Consider the following 21,120-nt stretch of genomic DNA (forward strand, 5'->3'; position numbering starts at 1 on the left):
ATTGAAAAAGAATGAGGCGGCAGGAAGAATTCTCTGCCGCTTTTTTACTTTTACGAAGAACGGTGTTCCGGTAATATAAAAAACGCTCTGCGAGAATGGAAACTGCGGAGTACATTGAGGTGGTTTATATTAATGAAGCATATTTTTTCTGTAACACAGATCAATTCTTATATTCATCGTATTTTTGAAAGTGACTATGCACTGAAGAAGATTTATTTAAAGGGAGAAGTTTCAAACTGTAAGTATCATTCGTCCGGGCATATTTATTTTACTTTAAAAGATGAAAAGAGTACACTGCGCTGTGTTATGTTTTCCTCTGACCGGTTTAAAGGACTTGCTTTTCATCTGGAGGATGGGCAGCTGATTGAGGCTTGCGGAAATATTTCGGTGTATGAACAGGCAGGTACCTATCAGTTATATGTCCGAAAGATCGAACTGGCAGGAGCGGGGGAATTGTATGTCCGCTATGAAAGACTCAAGCAGGAGCTTGCCGAAAAAGGTTATTTTGATTTTGAAAGAAAGAAACCTTTACCTGCTTACCCGGAAAAGATTGGAATTGTTACGGCGCTTACCGGAGCGGCAATCGAAGATATCAGGAGTATTGCAAGAAGAAGGAATCAGACGGTACAGCTTTACCTTTATCCGGCAAAAGTGCAGGGAGAAGGAGCATCGGCAGAGATTGCGAGAGGAATACGATATTTTGATAAAGCTGGTGTAGATATTATTATTATTGGCCGCGGCGGTGGTTCGATAGAAGATTTGTGGGCATTTAATGAGATGCCGGTGGCGGATGCGATTTATGAGGCAGATACGCCGATCATATCAGGAACTGGTCATGAAGTTGATATGACGATTGCAGACTATTGTGCGGATGTTCGTGCAGCAACCCCTTCTGCAGCCTGTGAACTTGCGATTCCGGATATGCAGTCTATTTTTACAAAGCTTTCAAATTATCGTGAGGCATTGGATATGCAGGCAGAACAAAGGTGTGCGCAGTTACGGCAGCAGATGATTCTGTTACAAAGACAGCTTGAAGCAGGAAGACCGGACAGAAAGCTTTTAAAACATAAATTGCTCTATGAGCGCTTGGAGAATCGTTTATCACAGGCCATAAAAGAAAAGTACAGGAGTCGTCAGCAGATGTTTTCAAGATACGTAGATCAGCTTTCCGGGCTTGCTCCAACGAATCGATTAAAGGGAGGCTATGCATTTGCACAGACAAAAGATGGCCGGCCGGTTGCTTCCATAGAACAGCTGGAGAAAGAAGTTCCTTTTTTCCTTACCTTTTCAGATGGAGAGGCAGAAGTAATACCGGTTCATCTGAAGAAGAATAAAAAGTAAAGAGGTTGAAATATGGCAAAAGCGAAGTTTTCAATAGAAGAAGCCTTTGAACAGTTAGAACACATTATTGAGCAGCTTTCCGAAGAGGAAGTCAGCTTAGCAGATTCGATGGACCTTTATAAAAAAGGAGTAAAGCTTTTAGATAAGTGTTCGCAGACATTAGATAAAACACAAAAAGAGATAATTATCTTACAGGAGGGACAAAATGAAGCCATCCATAAAGGAACAGCTTCCGAAGAAGATTGAACAGATTGAAAATATGATCTATCCGTTTCTTCCGGAAGAAAAAGGATTGCAAAAGACAGTATTAACTGCAATGAATTATAGTGTAAAGGCAGGAGGAAAGCGTCTCCGTCCGATGCTTATGCTGGAAACTTACAGGATGTTTGGAGGGGAAGACCTTAGCGTAATAGAACCCTTTATGGCTGCAATCGAGATGATTCATACGTATTCCCTGATTCATGATGATCTTCCGGCGCTTGATAATGATGATCTTCGAAGAGGTCTTCCGACAGCTCACGTAAAGTTTGGAGAAGCGATGGCGATTCTTGCCGGAGATGCCTTATTAAATTATGCATTTGAAACGGCATCAAAGGCATTTTGTGGGGACGCACAGGATATAACGACAGCAAAAGCAATGCAGATTCTGGCGAAAAAGCCAGGAATTTACGGTATGATCGGTGGTCAGACAGTGGATGTGGAAGAAGAGAATAAGGAAATAAGTTTTGATACGTTGATGTACATCCACAACAATAAAACAGCAGCCCTGATCGAGTGTGCAATGATGATCGGAGCGGTATTAGCCGGAGCATCAGAGGTTGAAGTAGCAATCATAGAAAAGATTGCAAATAAAGTTGGGATTGCTTTTCAGATAGAAGATGATATTCTTGATGTAGTGAGTACAAGTGAGACATTAGGAAAACCAGCAGGGAGCGATGAAAAGAACGGAAAGAATACATATGTACTTTTTCGTGGCTTAGAACAGTCCAGAGAAGATGCGAAGCAGTATACAGAGGAAGCATTACAGCTTTTTGATGCTTTAGAATATAAGAATGACTTTTTACGAGAACTGCTATTATACTTAGTTGGAAGAAAGAATTAAAAATATGTACTCTCGGAGGATGCGTAATGGGACGTTTATTAAATCAGATAAAAGAACCAAATGATATTAAAAGGATTTCTCCTAAGCTCTACCCGGTTTTGGCAGAGGAAATCAGAGATTTTCTTTTGAATAATGTAAGTCAGACAGGCGGACATCTTGCTTCGAATCTGGGAGCAGTAGAGATTACGATGGCGCTGCATATCTGCCTTCGTTTTCCGGAGGATAAAGTTGTATATGATGTGGGACATCAGTCTTACGTTCATAAAATATTAACAGGGAGAAAAGACGAATTTTCAACATTGCGGCAAAAGGATGGACTTTGTGGCTTTCCTAAAAGAAGTGAAAGTGAATGTGATGTGTTTGGAACAGGTCACAGTTCTACATCGATTTCTGCAGCACTTGGTTTGGCAGTGGCAAGGGACCTCGAACAAAAAGATAATACCGTTGTAGCAGTGATCGGGGATGGCGCGTTATCTGGTGGAATGGCGTATGAAGCGTTAAATAATTTATCTATTCTCCGAAAAGAAAAAAAGAATATGATTATTATCTTAAATGATAATAAGATGTCTATTTCAGAAAATGTCGGCGGGATGAGCCGTTATTTAAATGATCTGCGATCCAGAAAGAGTTACAGTGAATTTAAAGAGAATGTAGAAAGTGCACTGAACAATATTCCGGGAGTAGGAAAGAGCGTAGCCAGAACGTTAAAGAAGTCCAAAGATTCCATTAAGCAGTTATTTATTCCGGGAATGTTGTTTGAAAATATGGGAATCACTTACTACGGACTTGTAAACGGGCACGATATTTATGAACTGATCCATGCGATTAACCGGGCGAAGCAGCATGAGGGACCGGTATTGATTCACGCGATTACCAGAAAGGGAATGGGCTATAAGAATGCCGAAAAGAATCCGGAAAAGTTTCATGGAATCGGACCATTTGACAGACAAAGCGGAGAGCTTTTAGCAAAGAAAACGAAGAAGACATATACAGATGTGTTTGCGGATAGTCTGGTTGCCTTAGCAAAAAATAATAAAAAGATTGTAGCAATTACTGCCGCTATGCCATCCGGAACTGGATTGAAAAGTTTTAAAAAATATTATCCGAAACGGTTTTTTGATGTAGGTATCGCAGAAGAACATGCTGTTACCTTTGCCGCAGGTCTTGCGGCACAGGGAATGCATCCGGTATTTGCTGTATATTCTTCTTTTTTACAAAGAGGATATGACCAGATTCTCCATGATGTGTGTATACAGAAGTTACCAGTGTTTTTCTGTATTGATCGTTCCGGTCTTGTAGGGGCAGATGGAGAAACACATCAGGGTATTTTTGATATTTCCTATCTTAGCCATATTCCGAACATGGTACTTATGGCTCCTAAAAATGGCAGGGAAATGCCGGGGATGATGAAGTTTGCTTTAGAACATAACGGACCAATTGCTATGAAGTATCCAAGGGGAAGTGTGTATGAGGGACTTTCTGAATACAACGCTCCTGTAGAACTTGGAAAAAGTGAAGTTATTCATGAAGGACAGGATGTCGTGATCTTATCTGTTGGAAGTATCATGGAAGAGTGTGAAAAGGCAGTACAGCATCTTCAGGAAAAAGGATATAATCCGGGTCTTGTCAATGTTCGTTTTATTCGGCCAATGGACGAAGACTTATTACGAGAGCTTGCGGCAAAGTATCCGCTTATTGTTACCGTAGAGGAGAATGAATTAATTGGAGGATATGGTCAGATGGTTTCTGCCTTCCTTCATAAAAATAAATATCATAATGATCTGCTGTCACTGGGAATATCAGATTATTTTGTGCGTCATGCCACTGTGGCACAGCAAAGAGAACAGGCCGGAATCGATGCCGATTCCATCGTAAAGTCAATAATAGATAGGATGAATTAAGATGAAACAGCGTTTGGATATATTATTAGTAGAACAGGGATTAGCTGCATCCAGAGAAAAAGCAAAAGCAATGATCATGTCGGGAGTTGTTTTTGTAAATGGTCAAAGAGAAGATAAAGCAGGAAGTACTTTTGATGAAAAGGCAGCAGCAACGATCGAAATCCATGGCTCCACATTAAGATACGTGAGTCGTGGAGGATTAAAACTGGAGAAAGCCGTAGAACAGTTTGGATTTTCTTTAAAAGATAAAGTGTGCATGGATGTTGGCGCTTCTACCGGAGGATTTACGGATTGCATGCTGCAAAACGGAGCAGCAAAAGTATTTTCTGTAGATGTAGGAAGAGGACAGCTTGACTGGAAGTTACGGAATGATGAACGTGTTGTCTGTATGGAAAAGACGAATATGCGTTATGTGAAGCCGGAGGATATCGGAGAGCTGGTCGATTTTATTTCTATTGACGTTTCCTTTATCTCACTTACAAAGATTTTGCCACCGGTAAAGGCATGTCTGAAAGAAGGAGGACAGGTTGTCTGCCTCATCAAACCACAGTTTGAAGCAGGCAGGGAGAAGGTTGGTAAAAAAGGTGTCGTAAGAGACCGGGCCGTTCATGAAGATGTAATAAAACAGATTATGGATTTTGCTGCGGCACTTGGGTTTTCTTTGTTGCATCTTGACTATTCTCCGATCAAAGGACCGGAGGGCAACATAGAGTATTTATTGCATTTATTAAACAGACCGGAGGAAAGCCAGATTGATGAGAAGACGATACCGGATGTCGTTACCGCATCCCACCAGTCTCTTTCTCATCGTGATGCGGCAAAATAGACACCATGAATAATTTTTTTATTATTGCAAATAAGCAAAAAGATATTAATCTTGAAATTACAGAACAGATCAGACATCATATTTCAAGATTAGGTGCAGTATGTAATATCTATGACCAATATGACAGAGATGTCTCTTCAATTGATATACCAGAAGGAACACAGTGTATTTTAGTAATCGGAGGGGATGGAACTATTCTTGCGGCAGCAAGGATGCTGGTTGGAAGTAATATTCCGTTACTGGGAATTAATCTTGGAACACTTGGATTTCTTGCAGATGTGAACCTTGCAGATTTGTCAAAGACTCTGGATTTACTGCTCCAGGACCAGTACCAGGTAGAAAATCGCATTATGCTCACTGCAGAGGTGTATAAACAGGGAGAAAAAGCAGCAACATATATTGCATTAAATGACTTTAACATTAATCGCTTTGGAGCATCCAGAGTTATTGGATTAAAGGTAGGCATCAATGGTTCAGTCATTGACCGTTATCGTGCAGATGGAGTGATCGTTTGTACTCCAACCGGTTCTACCGGATATAATTTATCCGCCGGTGGTCCGATCATCAATCCGACCTGTAAAAACTTTGTGATCACTCCAATCTGTCCGCATTCCCTGACCGCACGAAGTATCGTCCTCGCAAAGGAAGATATTGTAACAGTGGAAGTAGAACAGATCAGAAGTAACATCAAGGAAGAGGCAATCATTTCTTTTGATGGAAGAGAGGGTCTTTCTCTATTTCCTGGGGATCAGGTGAAAATATATAAATCGCAGGAGGTAACTCCGTTTATTAAAGCAACGGAAGTCAGCTTTGTACAGATTTTGAAGGAGAAGCTTTTATAACAGAAGTGGAGATAATAAATGAAGGGAAAACGACAGGAAAAAATACTGGAGATTATCCGGACAAATGATATAGAAACACAGGAAGAACTGACGAAAAAATTGTCAGAAGCAGGATTTTCTTCTACGCAGGGAACCGTTTCGAGAGATATCCGCGAATTAAAACTTACCAAGGTTACCGGTGCAAATGGAAGACAGAAATATGCACCGATTCAAGCAGAGGATATTCATGTTTCTAGTAAGTATAAAAGAGTATTGTCAGAAGGAATCCTTCACATGGACAATGCGGAAAATATTTTAGTACTGAAAACTGTTCCAGGCATGGCGATGGCATGTGCGGCGGCAATAGATTCTATTTCTCTTCATGGAGTGCTGGGGTGTATTGCCGGAGACGACACGATCATGTGTGTGGTGAAAGAAACTTCTATGGTGGAAGAAGTCATGAAGGAAATTGACACAATTATGAAAGGACATCGTTAACATCGGAGGTTGCTATGCTCATAAATTTACACGTTAAAAATCTGGCACTTATCGAGGAAACAGAAGTAGATTTTACAGATCATCTGAATATACTTACCGGAGAAACCGGTGCAGGTAAATCAATCCTGATCGGGTCGATTCAATCTGCACTTGGTGCAAAGATTCCAAAGGATATGATAAGAAATGGCTGTGATAGTGCATTAATTGAACTGATCTTTCATACGAAGAGCGAGGCTGTACGAAAAAAGATGGAAGAATTTGAAATTCCATTTGAAGATGGTGAGATTATCATATCAAGAAGAATTACCAATCATCGTGTGATTAATAAAGTAAATGATATCAGTGTAACAATCGGAAGATTAAAAGAGCTTTCACCGCTTCTTCTTGATCTTAGCGGGCAGCATGAAAATCAGCTTCTTTTAAAACCGCAGAATCATTTAAAGATCATTGACAGTTACCACAGGAATCTGATTACGCCAATAAAGGAAAAAACAGCATCTCTTTATCATGAATACCAGGAACTTAGGCAAACGCTTTCTGAACAGAATATGGGAGAAGAGCAGAGAATCCGGGAGATGGAGTTTTTAAAATATGAGATTCAGGAGATTGAAGAGGCCAATTTACAGTCAGGAGAGGATGAGACATTAGAAGCGCAATATCAGAAAGTGTCTCATGCGAGAGAAATTCTTTCTGATTGTTCAGCAGTACATGAAATGACAGCAGGACAAAGTGGCTGCGCAGGAGATTTAATTGGTTCAGCAGTACAAAAGTTATATACGGTAGAAAGCATGGATGCCGGGGCGAAGGGACTAACGGAACAGCTGCAAACGATAGATTCATTGCTTAATGATTTTAACAGAGAGCTGTCCGGATATATAGATTCTATGGAGTTTGATGGAGAGCAGTTTGCTGAACTGGAAGATCGGTTAAATCTTATTAATCATTTAAAAGCAAAGTATGGAGATTCCATAGAAAAAATACAAAAATATCATGATGACAGCGTTGAAAAATATGAAAAACTTTCCAATTATGAAGAGTATATTTCCAAGATAAAAAGGGAATTATCTAAAGTGAGAGAAAAGCTGGATATACAGTGTGATAAACTGACTTCTTTGCGAAAAGATGCGGCAATTCCTTTAACGCAGTTGATTAAAGAAGCGCTGCGCGATCTTAATTTTTTAGATGTGGAATTTGAAATTGCCTTTGAGCAGTCAGCACAGTACTCTCCTCATGGAAGAGATACGGTTTGTTTTATGATTTCTACGAATCCTGGCCAGGCAGTCAGACCGTTGCATGAAATCGCATCTGGAGGTGAACTTTCCCGAATCATGCTGGCAATTAAGTCGATTCTTGCAGATGAAGAGGGAATAGAAACATTGATTTTTGATGAAATTGATACCGGAATCAGCGGACGAACAGCGCAGAAAGTTTCGGAAAGGCTTGCCTGCATCGCGAAAAAGAGACAGGTAATCGCTATTACGCATCTGCCTCAGATTGCGGCAATGGCAGATGCACATTATCTTATCGAAAAAACAAGTGATTCTAATTCTACGATCAGTAATATTTATTTACTTACCGAAGAAGAATCTATAAAAGAACTTGCCAGAATGCTTGGTGGTGTTCGTATTACAGATGCCGTTTTACAGAATGCAAGGGAAATGCGTACCCTGGCAAAACAGTAAAATATGTCTGTTTGAAACAGCAGTATGCCTGCCATACTAAGTGAAAACTTAGATATGGGGGCATTTTTTATGAGGAAAAATTTAAAAGGGTTCTATATTGTCTTGTTGGTTTTCATCTTGTCAGTCATAGGAAAGTACGGGTCTTATCTGCAATCAGAAGATGTATTTTCTACGCAGATACAAAGGCAGAACAAAAAGTTATCCCAGAAGGAGAAGAATACAAAGGTTTATGCGTCAGGTGTTCCGATTGGTATTTATGTAAAGACAGAAGGAATTCTTGTTCTGGGACTACAGCAGGTAGAATGTCAGAATGGAAAATCTGTTTGTCCGGCCGCCTGTAAAATAAAAGCAGGAGACTATATTCTTACTTTAAATGGACAGAAAATCACGACAAAACAGCAATTTATACATTTATTACAAAAAAATAGGGAAAAAGAAATTGTTTTAACCATTAAAAGAAAAAATAAAATAATAAAAATAAAAATAAAACCAGTGTATTCAGGTAAAAATAATTGTTATCAGATTGGGGTATGGATAAGGAATGATACACAGGGGATAGGAACGATTACTTTTATCAGAGAAGATGGAACTTTTGCGGCGCTTGGGCATGGAATTAGTGATGGAGATATCGGAGTGCAGTTTCTGATAGAAGGAGGAAGTGCTTACCGGGCCGATATCGCCTCTATCCTAAAAGGAAAGGCAGGTAAGCCGGGTGAAGTAATTGGAACGATCAATTATGTGCCGCAAAATTATCTGGGAGAAATATATGCGAATACAACAGGCGGTATATTTGGAAAAATGATAAAAAATAAAAAAGAATTTTGTGTGGGTGAAAAACTTCCTGTCGCAAAAAAATCAGAAATACAGACAGGAAGAGCATATTTAAGAAGCAGTATCAGTGGAAAAAGTAAAGAGTATTCCATAGAAATAGAAAAAATCTTTCTTCATGAAAAAGATTCTTTAAAAACTCTAAAGATAAAAGTGACCGATCCGGAACTGATCGCACTCACCGGTGGAATCATACAGGGACTCAGTGGCAGTCCTATTTTACAAAATGGAAAGTTAGTTGGAGCAGTGACCCATGTTTTAATTGATAATCCTAAAATGGGTTATGGTATATTTGCAGAAAGTATGCTAGAATAAAAAACAGGATTTGGCGATGACAGATATTGCAAAAATAAGGACAGGTAAGGTAAAAGGAACGATGAACAGTAACAATTTAAGTGATTATTATTATAACCATTCTTTTATGGAAAGGCTTCGGAAGCGACTTCCGGAAATTCTTCCGAACACATATTGCATAGTAGCAATTGATATTGAACATTTCCGCCTTTTTAATAAATTGTATGGGAGAAGTTCAGGGGATGAAGTCATTCGTTATATTTATACCTGTCTGAAACAAAGTGCGTTAGAATATGACGGAATTGATGCGTATTTAGGTGGAGATAATTTTGTAGCTTTTTTGCCGGATGATGATGAAGTACTTAATCGTATCCGTCAGAAGATTGTAAAGAAGCTTAGTAAGTGGAATAACACATCTGCCTTTTTCCCTCTGTTTGGCGTATATACAATAAAAGATACTACGGTTTTGCCGGAATTGATGTATGATCATGCAATGCTTGCGTTGTCTTATGCCGAAGAAGATTATAAGTGGCATATTTGTCGATATACGATAGAAATGGAATCCAGCTTAGAAGAAGAAGTTTATCTTTTAGCAGCAATCGAAGAAGGGTTAGAAAAAGAAGAATTTACTTTTTTTGCGCAGCCACAATGCAATATTGCAACCGGACAGATTGTAGGAGCGGAGGCCTTAGTACGTTGGCAAAAGCCAGATGGAGAAGTTCTTTTACCGGGAGGATTTATCCCTGTATTAGAAAAGAATAAGATGATAGATCAATTAGATCGTTATGTCTGGGAGAAAGTTTGTCAGTGGCTGAAAGGCTGGATAGACCAGGGATATTCTCCTGTTCCGATTTCTATTAATGTATCTCGTATCGATATATTTGAAATGGATGTTCCAAAGTATATTTTTTCCTTGCTTGAGAAGTATCAGATTCCAGAATATCTCATTAAGATTGAGATTACGGAAAGTGCCTATACAGAGAATAATAACAGAATATCACATGCAGTAAATACTCTTCGAAACAGAGGGCTGGTTGTTATGATGGATGATTTTGGCTGTGGCTATTCTTCTTTAAATATGTTAAAGAATATACCAGTGGATGTGTTGAAGCTGGATATGCGCTTTTTGCAATTTAAGGAAGAGGAGAAACAAAAAAGTGCTAATATTCTGGAAGCAATCGTAAACATGGCTGGGCTTTTACATCTTCCGATTGTTGTGGAAGGGGTAGAGAATGAAAGTCAGGAGAAGTTCGTACAGAAATTAGGTTGTCGCTATATACAGGGTTTTTATTATTATAAACCACTGCCAATTAAGAAGTTTGAAGAATTATTAAGAGATAAAAGACAGATTGATACCCAGGGGCTTGTTTACAAACAGGTTGAACCGATGCATATTCGTGAGTTTATAGACACGAATTTTGTCAGTGACAGTATGTTAAATAATGTGTTAGGACCGGTAGTTTTTTTTGAAGTATTGGGTGGAGATATTAAAGTTATCCGCGTAAACGAACAATATTTCCGAATGATCGGAGAACAGCATTTTGAGGAAGATATTCAAAGAGAATTCTTAAAGAGAATACCGGAAGAGGAACGATGTGCGTTCCACCGAATGATAGAAAAAGCATTTGAAAATCCGGTGCTTGGTGCGGATGGAATGATTCATCTTTTACGTGAAGGAGAGCAAAAGATGTCTGTATATACCAAAGTATTTTATCTGAGAGAACGAGAAGGATACCGGCAGTACTACTGCTCTTTGATGGATATAAGCAGAGTAATCTAAAAATACAAAATAGAAAGTAAAAAGGAATAGTATCAATCGATAGCAGATCGTAGATACCATTCCTTTTTTAATGTTGATATTCAATTATTCTATGTTCGTCTTTACATGTTTTTTGATTGCTTCAAAGCTTTCTTTACTGATAATATGTTCTATCTTGCAGGCATCCTTTTCTGCAATTTCTGCGGAAACACCTAATTTCTCCAAACAGGATGTAAGTATCCGATGTCGTTCATAGATCATATCAGCAATTGCCTTTCCGGATTCTGTAAGATAGATATATCCGGCATCTGTTACTGTGATGTGATTCTTCTCACGAAGATTCTTCATAGCAATACTTACACTCGATTTTTTAAAGTCAAGCTCATTGGCAATATCAACGGAACGAACAACAGGAAGTTTTTTGCTGAGAACTAAAATCGTTTCTAAATAGTTTTCAGCGGATTCGTTGTATTTTTCCTTCAATATAATCACCTCAATAAATATATAAATTCAATTGATAATATCATAACATATTGAAAGCAATTTTTCAAATAAAGCTGATGAAAAAATTTATCTATCTCTTTAAAAAGACGAAAGAAGATGTTAAACTGTAACGGGGCATTCTTGAATTTAACAGAAAGGACGGAAAGAAGAATTTTTATGAAGAAATTATTATACTTTATGAAAGACTATAAAAAGGAAAGTGTTCTGGCTCCTTTATTTAAAATGCTAGAAGCCTTTTTTGAATTATTTGTACCTTTAGTTGTTGCTTCAATCATTGATGATGGTATTATTTTAAAGAATCAGAGCCATATTATAAAAATGTGTCTGTTACTTCTTCTGCTGGCGGCAGTTGGTCTTACCTGTTCAATTACGGCACAGTATTTTGCAGCTAAGTCGGCAGTAGGGGCCGCGACCGGAATTCGATATGAGCTTTTTACGCATATTCAGACACTTGGATATGAAGAAATGGACACGATAGGTACTTCTACACTGATTACCCGTATGACAAGTGATATTAACCAAGTACAAAATGGTATCAATCTTGTACTCCGGCTTTTTCTGCGTTCTCCGTTTATCGTATTTGGAGCAATGATCATGGCCTTTACAATTGATGTAAAGGCAGCGATGATTTTTGTTGTTGCAATTATCCTGTTATCTATTGTGGTTTTTGGCGTTATGTTTATTACAAAGCCACTTTATAAGAAAGTACAGGCAGGATTAGATACGATTCTTGGAACAACGAGAGAAAACCTTACAGGAGTAAGAGTAATCCGGGCATTTCATCAGGAACAGGCAGAATATGAGAAGTTTTTCAGTCAGAATGAACAGTTGACTTTATTACAAAAACTAGCAGGTAAAATATCCGGATTAACGAATCCACTTACATTTGTGATCATAAACTTTGCAATTCTTGTCCTTATTCATACGGGAGCAGTTCGTGTCAGCCTTGGAACATTATCACAGGGTCAGGTAGTAGCTCTTTATAACTATATGTCACAGATTCTTGTGGAACTGATCAAATTAGCAAATTTAATTATATCCGTTACAAGGGCAATGGCTTGTTTTAATCGTATTCAGGATGTTTTTTCTATCGAACCATCCATGAAGGAAGGAAATGAAAAATCTACCAATATTAGAAATGATGTTCCGGCAGTAGAATTTAAAAATGTATCGTTTACTTATGCCGGAGGCGGAGATCATGCAATAGAGAATATTTCTTTTAAAGCAATGGCGGGGCAGACAATTGGAATTATTGGTGGTACAGGTTCCGGAAAGTCAACGCTTGTAAACTTGATTCCAAGATTTTATGATGCTACAGAAGGAGAAATAGATATCGCAGGAGAAAATGTACGGGAATACACGTATGAGTCACTTCGAAAAATGATTTCTGTTGTTCCGCAGAAAGCGCAGCTCTTTGCAGGAACAATACGAGATAATCTGATGTTTGGCTGTCCTGATGCTACGGAAGAACAGATAGAGGAAGCACTTGTTATTTCTCAGGCAAAAGAGTTTGTGGATACAAAAGAAGGCAGATTGGATGCTGTTGTAGAACAGGGAGGAAAGAATCTTTCCGGTGGACAAAGACAACGTCTTACGTTGGCAAGAGCATTAGTACCACAGTCCGATATCCTTATTATGGATGACAGTGCCTCAGCACTTGACTATGCAACAGATGCAAAACTTCGAAAAGCAATTCAAAATATGAAGCGTAAACCAACGGTGTTTATTGTTTCGCAAAGAACGTCTTCTATTCAGGATGCCGATAGTATTCTTGTACTTGATGATGGAAAGATTGCAGGAAAGGGAACACATGAAGAGCTGATTGCTTCCTGTGATATTTACCGCGAGATTTATGAAACACAGTTTAAGAAGGAGGAAGCGTAGATGGCAGAGCAGAAAGCAGCTGGCAAAAGAAAAAGCACGATGAAAAAAGTGTGGTATTATTTAAAGAATTATCGTTTTCTCCTTATTGTGTCTGTTGTGATGGCAGCAGTCACTGTTGCAGGAACCTTGTATGTTCCGATTCTTGTTGGAGATGCGATTGACTATATCATTAAAAAGGGACAGGTAGATTTTATGGCGATCGCAGGCATACTTGAAAAAGGCGCGGTTGTAATTGTTTTTACCGGAGCTGCACAGTGGATTATGAATGTCTGCAATAATCATATTACTTTTCATGTGACAAGAGACATTCGAAACGAAGCAATGAAAAAGATTGAGAAGCTTCCATTAAAATATATAGATGGACATTCTTACGGAGATGTAGTAAGCCGTGTTATTGCAGATGTCGATCAGTTTGCAGACGGACTTCTCATGGGATTTACGCAGTTTTTTACTGGAGTAGTTACAATTTTAGGAACGCTTGGATTTATCTTTTCTATCCATTTGGGAATCGCTCTGTTAGTTGTCTGTCTTACACCGATTTCATTACTAGTCGCTCGTTTTATTGCTACACATACTTACTCCATGTTTAAATTGCAGTCTGAGACAAGAGGAGAACAGACAGCATTAATCGAAGAAATGATCGAGGGAGAAAAAGTTGTAAAAGCTTTTGGTTACGAAAAAAGAGCAGCAGAACGTTTTTCTAAAGTAAATGAAAAATTACAGGGATATTCTTTAAAAGCAATCTTCTTTTCTTCTATTACAAATCCTTCCACTCGTTTTGTAAATAGTATTGTATACGCAAGTGTTGCATTAAGCGGTGCACTTACAGCAATTAGCGGAGGACTGAGTGTAGGACAGCTTACCTGTTTATTAAGTTATGCAAATCAGTATACGAAACCATTTAATGAAATATCCGGCGTAGTGACAGAACTACAGAATGCTTTAGCCTGCGCTGCACGTATTTTTGAACTTATTGAGGAAAAACCAGAGAGTGATGATAAAAAAGACGCGATGATCTTAAGGAATCCAGAAGGTAATGTTACGCTTTCTCATGTTGCATTTTCTTATACAAAAGAAAAACAACTGATAGAAGATTTTAATCTCAAGGTAAAAAAAGGACAGCGCATTGCGATCGTTGGACCTACCGGCTGTGGAAAAACAACAATTATCAATCTTCTAATGCGTTTTTATGATGTGAATCAGGGAAAGATTATGGCAGAAGGAACAGATATTCGTGATATCACAAGAGAAAGTCTTCGAACTTCCTATGGAATGGTTTTACAGGATACCTGGCTTCGAAGTGGAACAATTCGTGACAATATCACAATGGGAAGAGAAGGCTTTACGGATGAGCAGATTATTACTGCTGCAAAAGAAGCACATTCCTATAGTTTCATTAAAAAGATGCCAAAGGGTCTTGATACGTATATTACGGAAGATGGAGCCGGAATGAGTCAGGGACAAAAACAGCTTCTTTGTATTACAAGAGTCATGCTTGATCTGCCAGCTATGTTGATTCTTGATGAGGCAACTTCTTCGATTGATACCCGTACAGAACAAAAGATTCAAAATGCTTTTGCAAAAATGATGGAAGGACGTACCAGCTTTATTGTAGCCCATCGTCTCTCTACCATTCAGAATGCCGACGTGATTCTCGTTATGCAGGATGGACATATTATTGAGCAGGGAAATCATGAGAATCTGTTAAAGAAAAATGGTTTTTATGCAAATCTTTACAATAGCCAGTTTGCGAATTAGAGAAAAAGAAAGAAAAATAGAAAAGGCTGTTTGCGCAAAAACATGTATTGTTTTTTATAAAATACAAGAAAATGAGTAATATAGAGGTAATTTGAGAAAGAATCGTAGTTTACTATCTTGTATACTTGAACTAAATTTTATATAATAGGAACTGTGCCGCAAGGGTAAAATGTGGCAGTTGCAAAGGAAACAGGTTTATCTCAGTCGAGAAGACTCCCACCTCTTTCAGGCGGCAGCTCGACTTGAAAATAATCAAAAAATATGAGGTGATTATATGTTTAAAGTTACAGAAGATATCATTTATGTTGGTGTGAATGACCATGAAGTAGATTTATTTGAAGGACAGTACGATGTACCAAATGGTATGTCTTATAATTCCTATGTTGTTCTTGATGAAAAAGTAGCTGTATTTGATACAGTAGATGCTCATTTTAAGGATGAATGGCTTGCAAATCTTGAAGAGGCTTTTTCCGGAAGAACACCGGATTATCTGATCGTACAGCATATGGAACCAGACCATGCAGCCAATATTGCAAATTTTGCAGAAAAATATCCAGAAGCAAAAATTGTTGGAAATGCAAAGACATTCCCTATGATGAAACAGTTTTTTGGTACAGACTTTGCTGACCGCCAGATTGTCGTAAAAGAAGGAGAGACATTAAGTACAGGTAAACATAACCTTACTTTTGTAATGGCTCCAATGGTACATTGGCCTGAAGTTATGATGACTTATGATACAACAGATAAGATTTTCTTCTCTGCAGATGCCTTCGGTAAGTTTGGAGCATTAGACGTAGAAGAAGAATGGGACTGTGAAGCACGTCGTTATTATATTGGTATTGTTGGAAAGTATGGACCAATGGTACAGAAGTTATTTGCTAAAGTTGGATCTCTTGAGATCAAGGCAATCTGTCCGTTACATGGTCCTGTTTTAACAGAGAATTTAGGACATTACCTGAATCTTTACACTATCTGGTCTTCTTATCAGGTAGAAACAGAAGGAACAGTCATCGCATATACTTCTGTTTACGGTAATACAAAGAAAGCAGTAGAACTCTTAGCAGAGAAATTAACAGAAGAAGGCTGCCCAAAAGTTGTTGTTACTGATCTTGCAAGAGATGATATGGCCGAAGCAGTAGAAGATGCCTTCCGCTACGGAAAGTTAATTCTTGCAACAACAACATATAATGGAGACATCTTCCCATTTATGAAGGAATTTATTAATCATTTAACAGAGAGAAGCTATCAGAATCGTAAAATAGGTTTTGTAGAAAACGGAAGCTGGGCGCCAATGGCAGCTAAGATTATGAAAGCAGCTTTTGAAAAGAGTAAGAATATTACTTTTGCAGACACAACAGTAACGGTTCGTTCTGCAGTAAATGAAGAAAGTGAAGCACAGATCGCAGCACTTGCAAAAGAAATGAAATAATAATTTGATTTATCTGAAAAACGGATGAAAATAAAAACTCGAACTTATAACAGATGTAAAGAGAGTCGCAACATGGAAAGGTATGTTTGATATTTTTACCTGCTCCGATATTATATCTGCCATAAGTTCGAGTTTTTATCTTTTGTTTGTACTATATTTTTAAATTTGGTTATTGTTCTTTGTGTACAGGCATAGGTAGAAAAACTTGGTGGAAAGGCAGTAATGCGAAAGAGCGGTGCAAAGGCAGGCTTTGTTATCAGTGATAATGGAAATTACATAATGGATACTGATTTTTCTGATGTAGCTGCATTTGTTCTTTGTGTATGTGAGGATGAAGTAAAAGTCATCGAAAAATAATAAGATATTAAGTATTAGAGAGCGTTTGAAAAAGTGTTTTATATAGAAAGGAAGTCGATTATATAATGAAAAAGTTAAACTGGGGAATGCTTGGAACAGGCTGGATCGCTCATGAAATGGGTGAGGCATTACAGCGTGTGAATGGTGAAATCTATGCCTGCTGTGCAAGAAGTATAGAAAGTGCAGAAAAATATGCTAAAGAATTTGGTGTAAAGCATGTTTACGGCAGTGTGGATGAGATGCTTGCCGATGAAAATATTGATATCGTCTATATTGCGACACCACATAATTCTCATTATGAATTTTTAATGAAGGCATTACAAAGTGGAAAGCACGTTTTTTGTGAGAAGGCAATTACAGTGAATGATACACAGCTTGAGGAGGCAGTAAAGCTTGCGGCAGAGAAGAAGCTTGTTATCTGTGACGGCATGACTTTATATCATATGCCGATATTTAAGAAGCTGAAAGAGATTGTGGACAGTGGTAAGCTAGGACCGGTCAAGATGATTCAGGTAAACTTTGGAAGTTGTAAGGAATATGATGTGACAAATCGTTTCTTTTCTAAAGAATTAGCAGGAGGAGCTTTACTTGATATCGGTGTGTATGCGACAAGCTTTGTAAGATTTTTTATGAAGAGCAAACCGGATACAATTCTTACAACTGCTAATTATTTTGAAACAGGAGTAGATGAGACTTCAGGAATCATTCTTCGAAATCCAGATGGACAGATGGCGGTAATGGCACTTACAATGCGTGCGAAGCAGCCTAAAAGAGGAGTTGTTGCCTGCGAGGATGGATTTATTGAGATTTATAATTATCCAAGAGGAGATAAAGCGACGATCACTTATACAAGTGATGGACATACAGAAACCATCGAAGCAGGAGAAACTGCATACGCATTGGATTATGAAGTAGAAGATATGCAGAATTATGTTTTAAACGGTGGAAGTGAAGAATATCTCACTTACAGCCGCGACGTAATGAGTGTGTTAACAGATATTAGAAAGCAGTGGGGAATGATTTATCCTTTTGAATAAAAAAAAGAACAAAAAAGGGGTGCAGGGAATCTTGCATCCCTTTTTGTATCGCAGTATAATAAAAAATTACGTAAAAAATTTTAAATAATGAAGGAACAGTATATAAATGACAGAATTAATAAAACAGAAAAAACAAATACCGGAAAGATTATATAGTAACCGAAAGTTAGCAGCATTATTAATTCCACTGGCATTAGATCAGCTTTTGAATTCTTTTATGGGAACGATTGATACATTAGTTGTTAGTAATCTTGGTTCTGCAGCGATTTCTGCGGTATCATTGGTTGATGCAATTAATATTTTAATTGTGCAGGCATTCTTTGCACTTGCTTCTGGTGGAACCGTAGTGTGTTCTCATTATCTTGGATGTAAAAATGAAAAAAGTGCAAAAGAAGCAGCAAGGCAGCTTGTATTTATTACGTTATTATTATCGGTGATCATTGCCGGAGTTTGTCTTGTATTTAATCAGCAGCTTTTGCATTTGATTTTTGGAAAAGTAGAAAAAGATGTTATGGCGGGAGCAAAGCAGTATTTCTTTTATTCGGTGCTGTCTTATCCGTTTATCGCATTGTATAATGATGGCTCCTGTATTTTAAGAGCACAGAATAACAGCAGGTTCCCCATGCAGATTTCTATAGCATCTAATTTTTTAAATGCATTTTTGGATATTCTGTTTGTTTGGGTATTCCACTGGGGCGTTGCGGGGTCAGCGATTGCGACAGCAGGCTCCCGTTTCTTCAGCATGAGTATTGTATTATGGAAGCTTAGAAACCCTTCTCTTGAAATACCATTCAGAGATTACTTTTCTATTCGGCCAAATTGGAGAGAGATTAAAAAGATTTTAAATATCGGAATTCCTTCCGGTATCGAAAACAGTATGTTTCAGTTTGGAAAACTGGCAATCCAATCTACAGTTTCTATGATGGGGACAGCAGCAATCGCAGCCCAGGGAATGACAAATGTAATTGAAAATTTAAATGGAATCCTTGCGATTGGCATCGGAATCGGTCTGATGACCGTTGTAGGTGAAACTTTAGGAGCAGGAAAAAAAGAGGAAGCAGTCTATTATATAAAGAAGCTTTGTATTATTGCGGAGATAACTTTAGTGATATCCTGTCTTGTTTTCTATCTTTTGGTACGTCCAATCACGTATTTTGGAGGAATGGAACCAGAAAGCGCAAAGCTGTGTATTTACATGGTAACATGGATCAGTATTGTAAAACCGATTGTGTGGATTATGGCATTTATTCCGGCCTATGGCCTTCGTGCGGCAGGAGATGTAAAATTCTCTATGGCAGTCTCTGTACTTTCTATGTGGTTTTGCAGAGTAAGTCTTGTTATTTTTCTTGCAAGAGCATTTCATATGGGACCGATGGCAGTGTGGATTGGAATGTTTGTAGACTGGACTGTTCGAAATATAATCTTTACCATACGATTCCGAAGCCGGAAATGGTTAAATCACGAAGTGATATAAATGTTCTGTGAGAATTATTCTCATGTAAAAATGTTGACTTCTTCCAATGAGTTATGATATTCTTATAGAAGTTAGTAATCCCTAACTAAAATGTGAGATAATTCATGTGATACTCTATTCGTCCCATTGAGCCGGGACGAAAGAGGTCCATGGGAAAGGATTGACGTTAAAAATGTTACATTTAGAAATTGAAAAAGTAGTAGGTAGAGAGATTATTGATTCTAGAGGAAATCCGACAGTTGAGGCAGAAGTATATTTAGCAGGCGGAACAGTTGGTCGTGGTGCAGCCCCAAGCGGAGCTTCTACAGGAGAATTTGAGGCATTAGAGCTTAGAGATGGAAATAAAGACAGATTTGGAGGCAAAGGTGTTTCTAAAGCTGTAGAAAATATTAATACAACAATCAATAAGGCATTAAAGGGAATTGATGCATCCGATATTTATGCAGTAGACGGTGCAATGCTTGCAGCAGATGGTACAAAAGATAAATCCAATCTTGGAGCAAATGCTATTTTAGCAGTTTCTATTGCAGCAGTTCGTGCAGCAGCAACTGCATTACAGATTCCATTATATCGTTTGCTTGGTGGAGTGAATGGAAATAGACTTCCGGTGCCAATGATGAATATTTTAAATGGAGGTGCACATGCTGCAAACACTGTAGATGTACAGGAATTCATGATTATGCCAGCCGGAGCACCAAGCTTCAAAGAAGGACTCCGCTGGTGTACAGAAGTGTTCCACGCATTAGCAGCACTTTTAAAAGAAAGAGGATTGGCGACTTCTGTTGGTGATGAAGGTGGATTTGCACCGGATCTTGGAAGCGATGAAGAAGCAATAGAGTGCATACTCGAAGCAGTAAAGAGAGCTGGCTATAAGCCAGGAGATGACTTTGTATTAGCAATGGATGCCGCTTCTAGTGAATGGAAAAGTGGTACAAAGGGAGAATATCTCCTTCCAAAGAGCGGAAGAAAGTTCACGTCAAAAGAATTAATTGAACATTGGAAACATCTTTGCGAGAAATACCCAATTTATTCTATTGAAGATGGATTAGATGAAGAAGACTGGGAAGGATGGCAGCAGCTTACAAAAGAACTTGGAGGTAAAGTGCAGTTAGTTGGTGACGATTTATTTGTTACAAATACAGAAAGACTTTCTAAAGGAATTAAGCTTGGATGTGGTAACTCTATTCTCATTAAATTAAATCAGATTGGTTCTGTATCTGAGACACTTGAAGCAATCAAGATGGCTCACAATGCAGGATATACTGCAGTAACTTCTCATCGTTCCGGCGAGACAGAAGACACCACAATCGCAGACTTAGCGGTAGCTTTAAACACCTGCCAGATTAAAACAGGTGCGCCAAGCCGTAGTGAACGTGTCGCAAAATACAACCAGTTATTAAGAATCGAAGAACAGTTAGGCAGCGCCGCTGTTTATCCTGGAAAAGAAGCATTTCATTTATAATTTAAGCTTATTATTCAATTACATATGCCAAAATAGATAATAATAAGAAGTAAAAAAGCCATTTTGCCGATAGCAAAAATGTTATCCGGCAAGATGGCTTTTTTATATCAGATATACGATGCTTATATAAGAGTAGGCAACAAAAAAACAACGTGATATAATA

17 protein-coding genes and 1 pseudogene are annotated in these 21,120 nt (G+C 38.2%); 17 read left to right on the plus strand and 1 reads right to left on the minus strand.

Translation table 11 applies throughout. The features are described from left to right. The first annotated feature begins 132 nt into the window (after positions 1–132). The 10 genes from xseA to FYJ25_RS09900 all read left to right on the plus strand — a co-directional run bounded on the left by xseA (position 133) and on the right by FYJ25_RS09900 (position 11,073). The gene (xseA, locus tag FYJ25_RS09855) at positions 133–1,341 is read left to right on the plus strand and encodes an exodeoxyribonuclease VII large subunit (RefSeq protein ID WP_096239794.1); all 1,209 of its coding nucleotides are present in this window, start codon (positions 133–135) and stop codon (positions 1,339–1,341) included. Between the two features lie 12 nt (positions 1,342–1,353). Further along, complete coding sequence (gene xseB / locus FYJ25_RS09860) at positions 1,354–1,587, plus strand: exodeoxyribonuclease VII small subunit (protein ID WP_021907583.1); 234 nt, start codon at positions 1,354–1,356, stop codon at positions 1,585–1,587. Further along, a complete protein-coding gene (locus FYJ25_RS09865; RefSeq protein ID WP_154581205.1) occupies positions 1,547–2,443 on the plus strand; it encodes a polyprenyl synthetase family protein in 897 nt (298 codons plus the stop codon). Before xseB ends, FYJ25_RS09865 begins: the two co-directional genes overlap by 41 nt. 26 nt (positions 2,444–2,469) lie before the next feature. Next, positions 2,470–4,344 (plus strand): 1-deoxy-D-xylulose-5-phosphate synthase, encoded by a 1,875-nt coding sequence (gene dxs, locus FYJ25_RS09870; protein WP_154581206.1) that lies wholly within the window; start codon positions 2,470–2,472, stop codon positions 4,342–4,344. Between the two features lies 1 nt (position 4,345). Further along, the gene (locus FYJ25_RS09875) at positions 4,346–5,170 is read left to right on the plus strand and encodes a TlyA family RNA methyltransferase (RefSeq protein WP_154581207.1); all 825 of its coding nucleotides are present in this window, start codon (positions 4,346–4,348) and stop codon (positions 5,168–5,170) included. A 5-nt stretch (positions 5,171–5,175) separates the two neighbouring features. Continuing rightward, positions 5,176–6,012, plus strand: coding sequence for an NAD(+)/NADH kinase (locus FYJ25_RS09880; RefSeq protein WP_021907579.1), 837 nt, complete (start codon positions 5,176–5,178; stop codon positions 6,010–6,012). A gap of 18 nt (positions 6,013–6,030) precedes the next feature. Beyond that, positions 6,031–6,489: an arginine repressor gene (gene argR / locus FYJ25_RS09885; protein WP_021907578.1), complete on the plus strand. Its 459-nt coding sequence runs from the start codon at positions 6,031–6,033 to the stop codon at positions 6,487–6,489. Between the two features lie 14 nt (positions 6,490–6,503). Then, complete coding sequence (gene recN / locus FYJ25_RS09890; protein WP_021907577.1) at positions 6,504–8,171, plus strand: DNA repair protein RecN; 1,668 nt, start codon at positions 6,504–6,506, stop codon at positions 8,169–8,171. A gap of 69 nt (positions 8,172–8,240) precedes the next feature. Continuing rightward, complete coding sequence (gene spoIVB / locus FYJ25_RS09895) at positions 8,241–9,314, plus strand: SpoIVB peptidase (protein WP_167513811.1); 1,074 nt, start codon at positions 8,241–8,243, stop codon at positions 9,312–9,314. Positions 9,315–9,330: 16 nt separating this feature from the next. Beyond that, the gene (locus tag FYJ25_RS09900) at positions 9,331–11,073 is read left to right on the plus strand and encodes a putative bifunctional diguanylate cyclase/phosphodiesterase (RefSeq protein WP_154581209.1); all 1,743 of its coding nucleotides are present in this window, start codon (positions 9,331–9,333) and stop codon (positions 11,071–11,073) included. 84 nt (positions 11,074–11,157) lie between these two features. Here FYJ25_RS09900 and FYJ25_RS09905 read toward each other — a convergent pair whose 3' ends face one another. After that, on the minus strand, positions 11,158–11,535 hold the full coding sequence (locus FYJ25_RS09905; protein WP_021907574.1) for a metal-dependent transcriptional regulator: 378 nt from the start codon (positions 11,533–11,535) through the stop codon (positions 11,158–11,160). Between the two features lie 177 nt (positions 11,536–11,712). On the opposite strand from FYJ25_RS09905, the gene FYJ25_RS09910 reads away from it, so the two are divergent. The 7 genes and pseudogenes from FYJ25_RS09910 (at position 11,713) to eno (ending at position 20,957) form a co-directional block, all read left to right on the plus strand. Next, entirely contained in the window at positions 11,713–13,440 is a 1,728-nt protein-coding gene (locus FYJ25_RS09910; protein ID WP_096241571.1) for an ABC transporter ATP-binding protein, read from the plus strand. After that, a complete protein-coding gene (locus FYJ25_RS09915) occupies positions 13,441–15,198 on the plus strand; it encodes an ABC transporter ATP-binding protein (protein WP_154581210.1) in 1,758 nt (585 codons plus the stop codon). It begins immediately after the preceding gene. 274 nt (positions 15,199–15,472) lie between these two features. Beyond that, positions 15,473–16,627, plus strand: coding sequence for an FprA family A-type flavoprotein (locus FYJ25_RS09920; protein WP_154581211.1), 1,155 nt, complete (start codon positions 15,473–15,475; stop codon positions 16,625–16,627). Between the two features lie 210 nt (positions 16,628–16,837). Then, positions 16,838–16,984 (plus strand): annotated as a pseudogene (locus tag FYJ25_RS09925) (ribose-5-phosphate isomerase); the annotation flags it as partial. Positions 16,985–17,049: 65 nt separating this feature from the next. Beyond that, positions 17,050–18,021, plus strand: coding sequence for a Gfo/Idh/MocA family protein (locus FYJ25_RS09930; protein WP_154581212.1), 972 nt, complete (start codon positions 17,050–17,052; stop codon positions 18,019–18,021). Positions 18,022–18,127: 106 nt separating this feature from the next. Continuing rightward, positions 18,128–19,495 carry an MATE family efflux transporter gene (locus tag FYJ25_RS09935; RefSeq protein WP_154581213.1) on the plus strand — a complete coding sequence of 456 codons (1,368 nt, stop codon included), beginning with the start codon at positions 18,128–18,130 and terminating at the stop codon, positions 19,493–19,495. Between the two features lie 172 nt (positions 19,496–19,667). Next, the gene (gene eno / locus FYJ25_RS09940) at positions 19,668–20,957 is read left to right on the plus strand and encodes a phosphopyruvate hydratase (RefSeq protein ID WP_096239818.1); all 1,290 of its coding nucleotides are present in this window, start codon (positions 19,668–19,670) and stop codon (positions 20,955–20,957) included. Positions 20,958–21,120: the final 163 nt, after the last annotated feature.

Origin of the sequence: Anaerobutyricum soehngenii (assembly GCF_009697165.1) — a bacterium.
GTDB classification, from domain to species: domain Bacteria; phylum Bacillota; class Clostridia; order Lachnospirales; family Lachnospiraceae; genus Anaerobutyricum; species Anaerobutyricum soehngenii.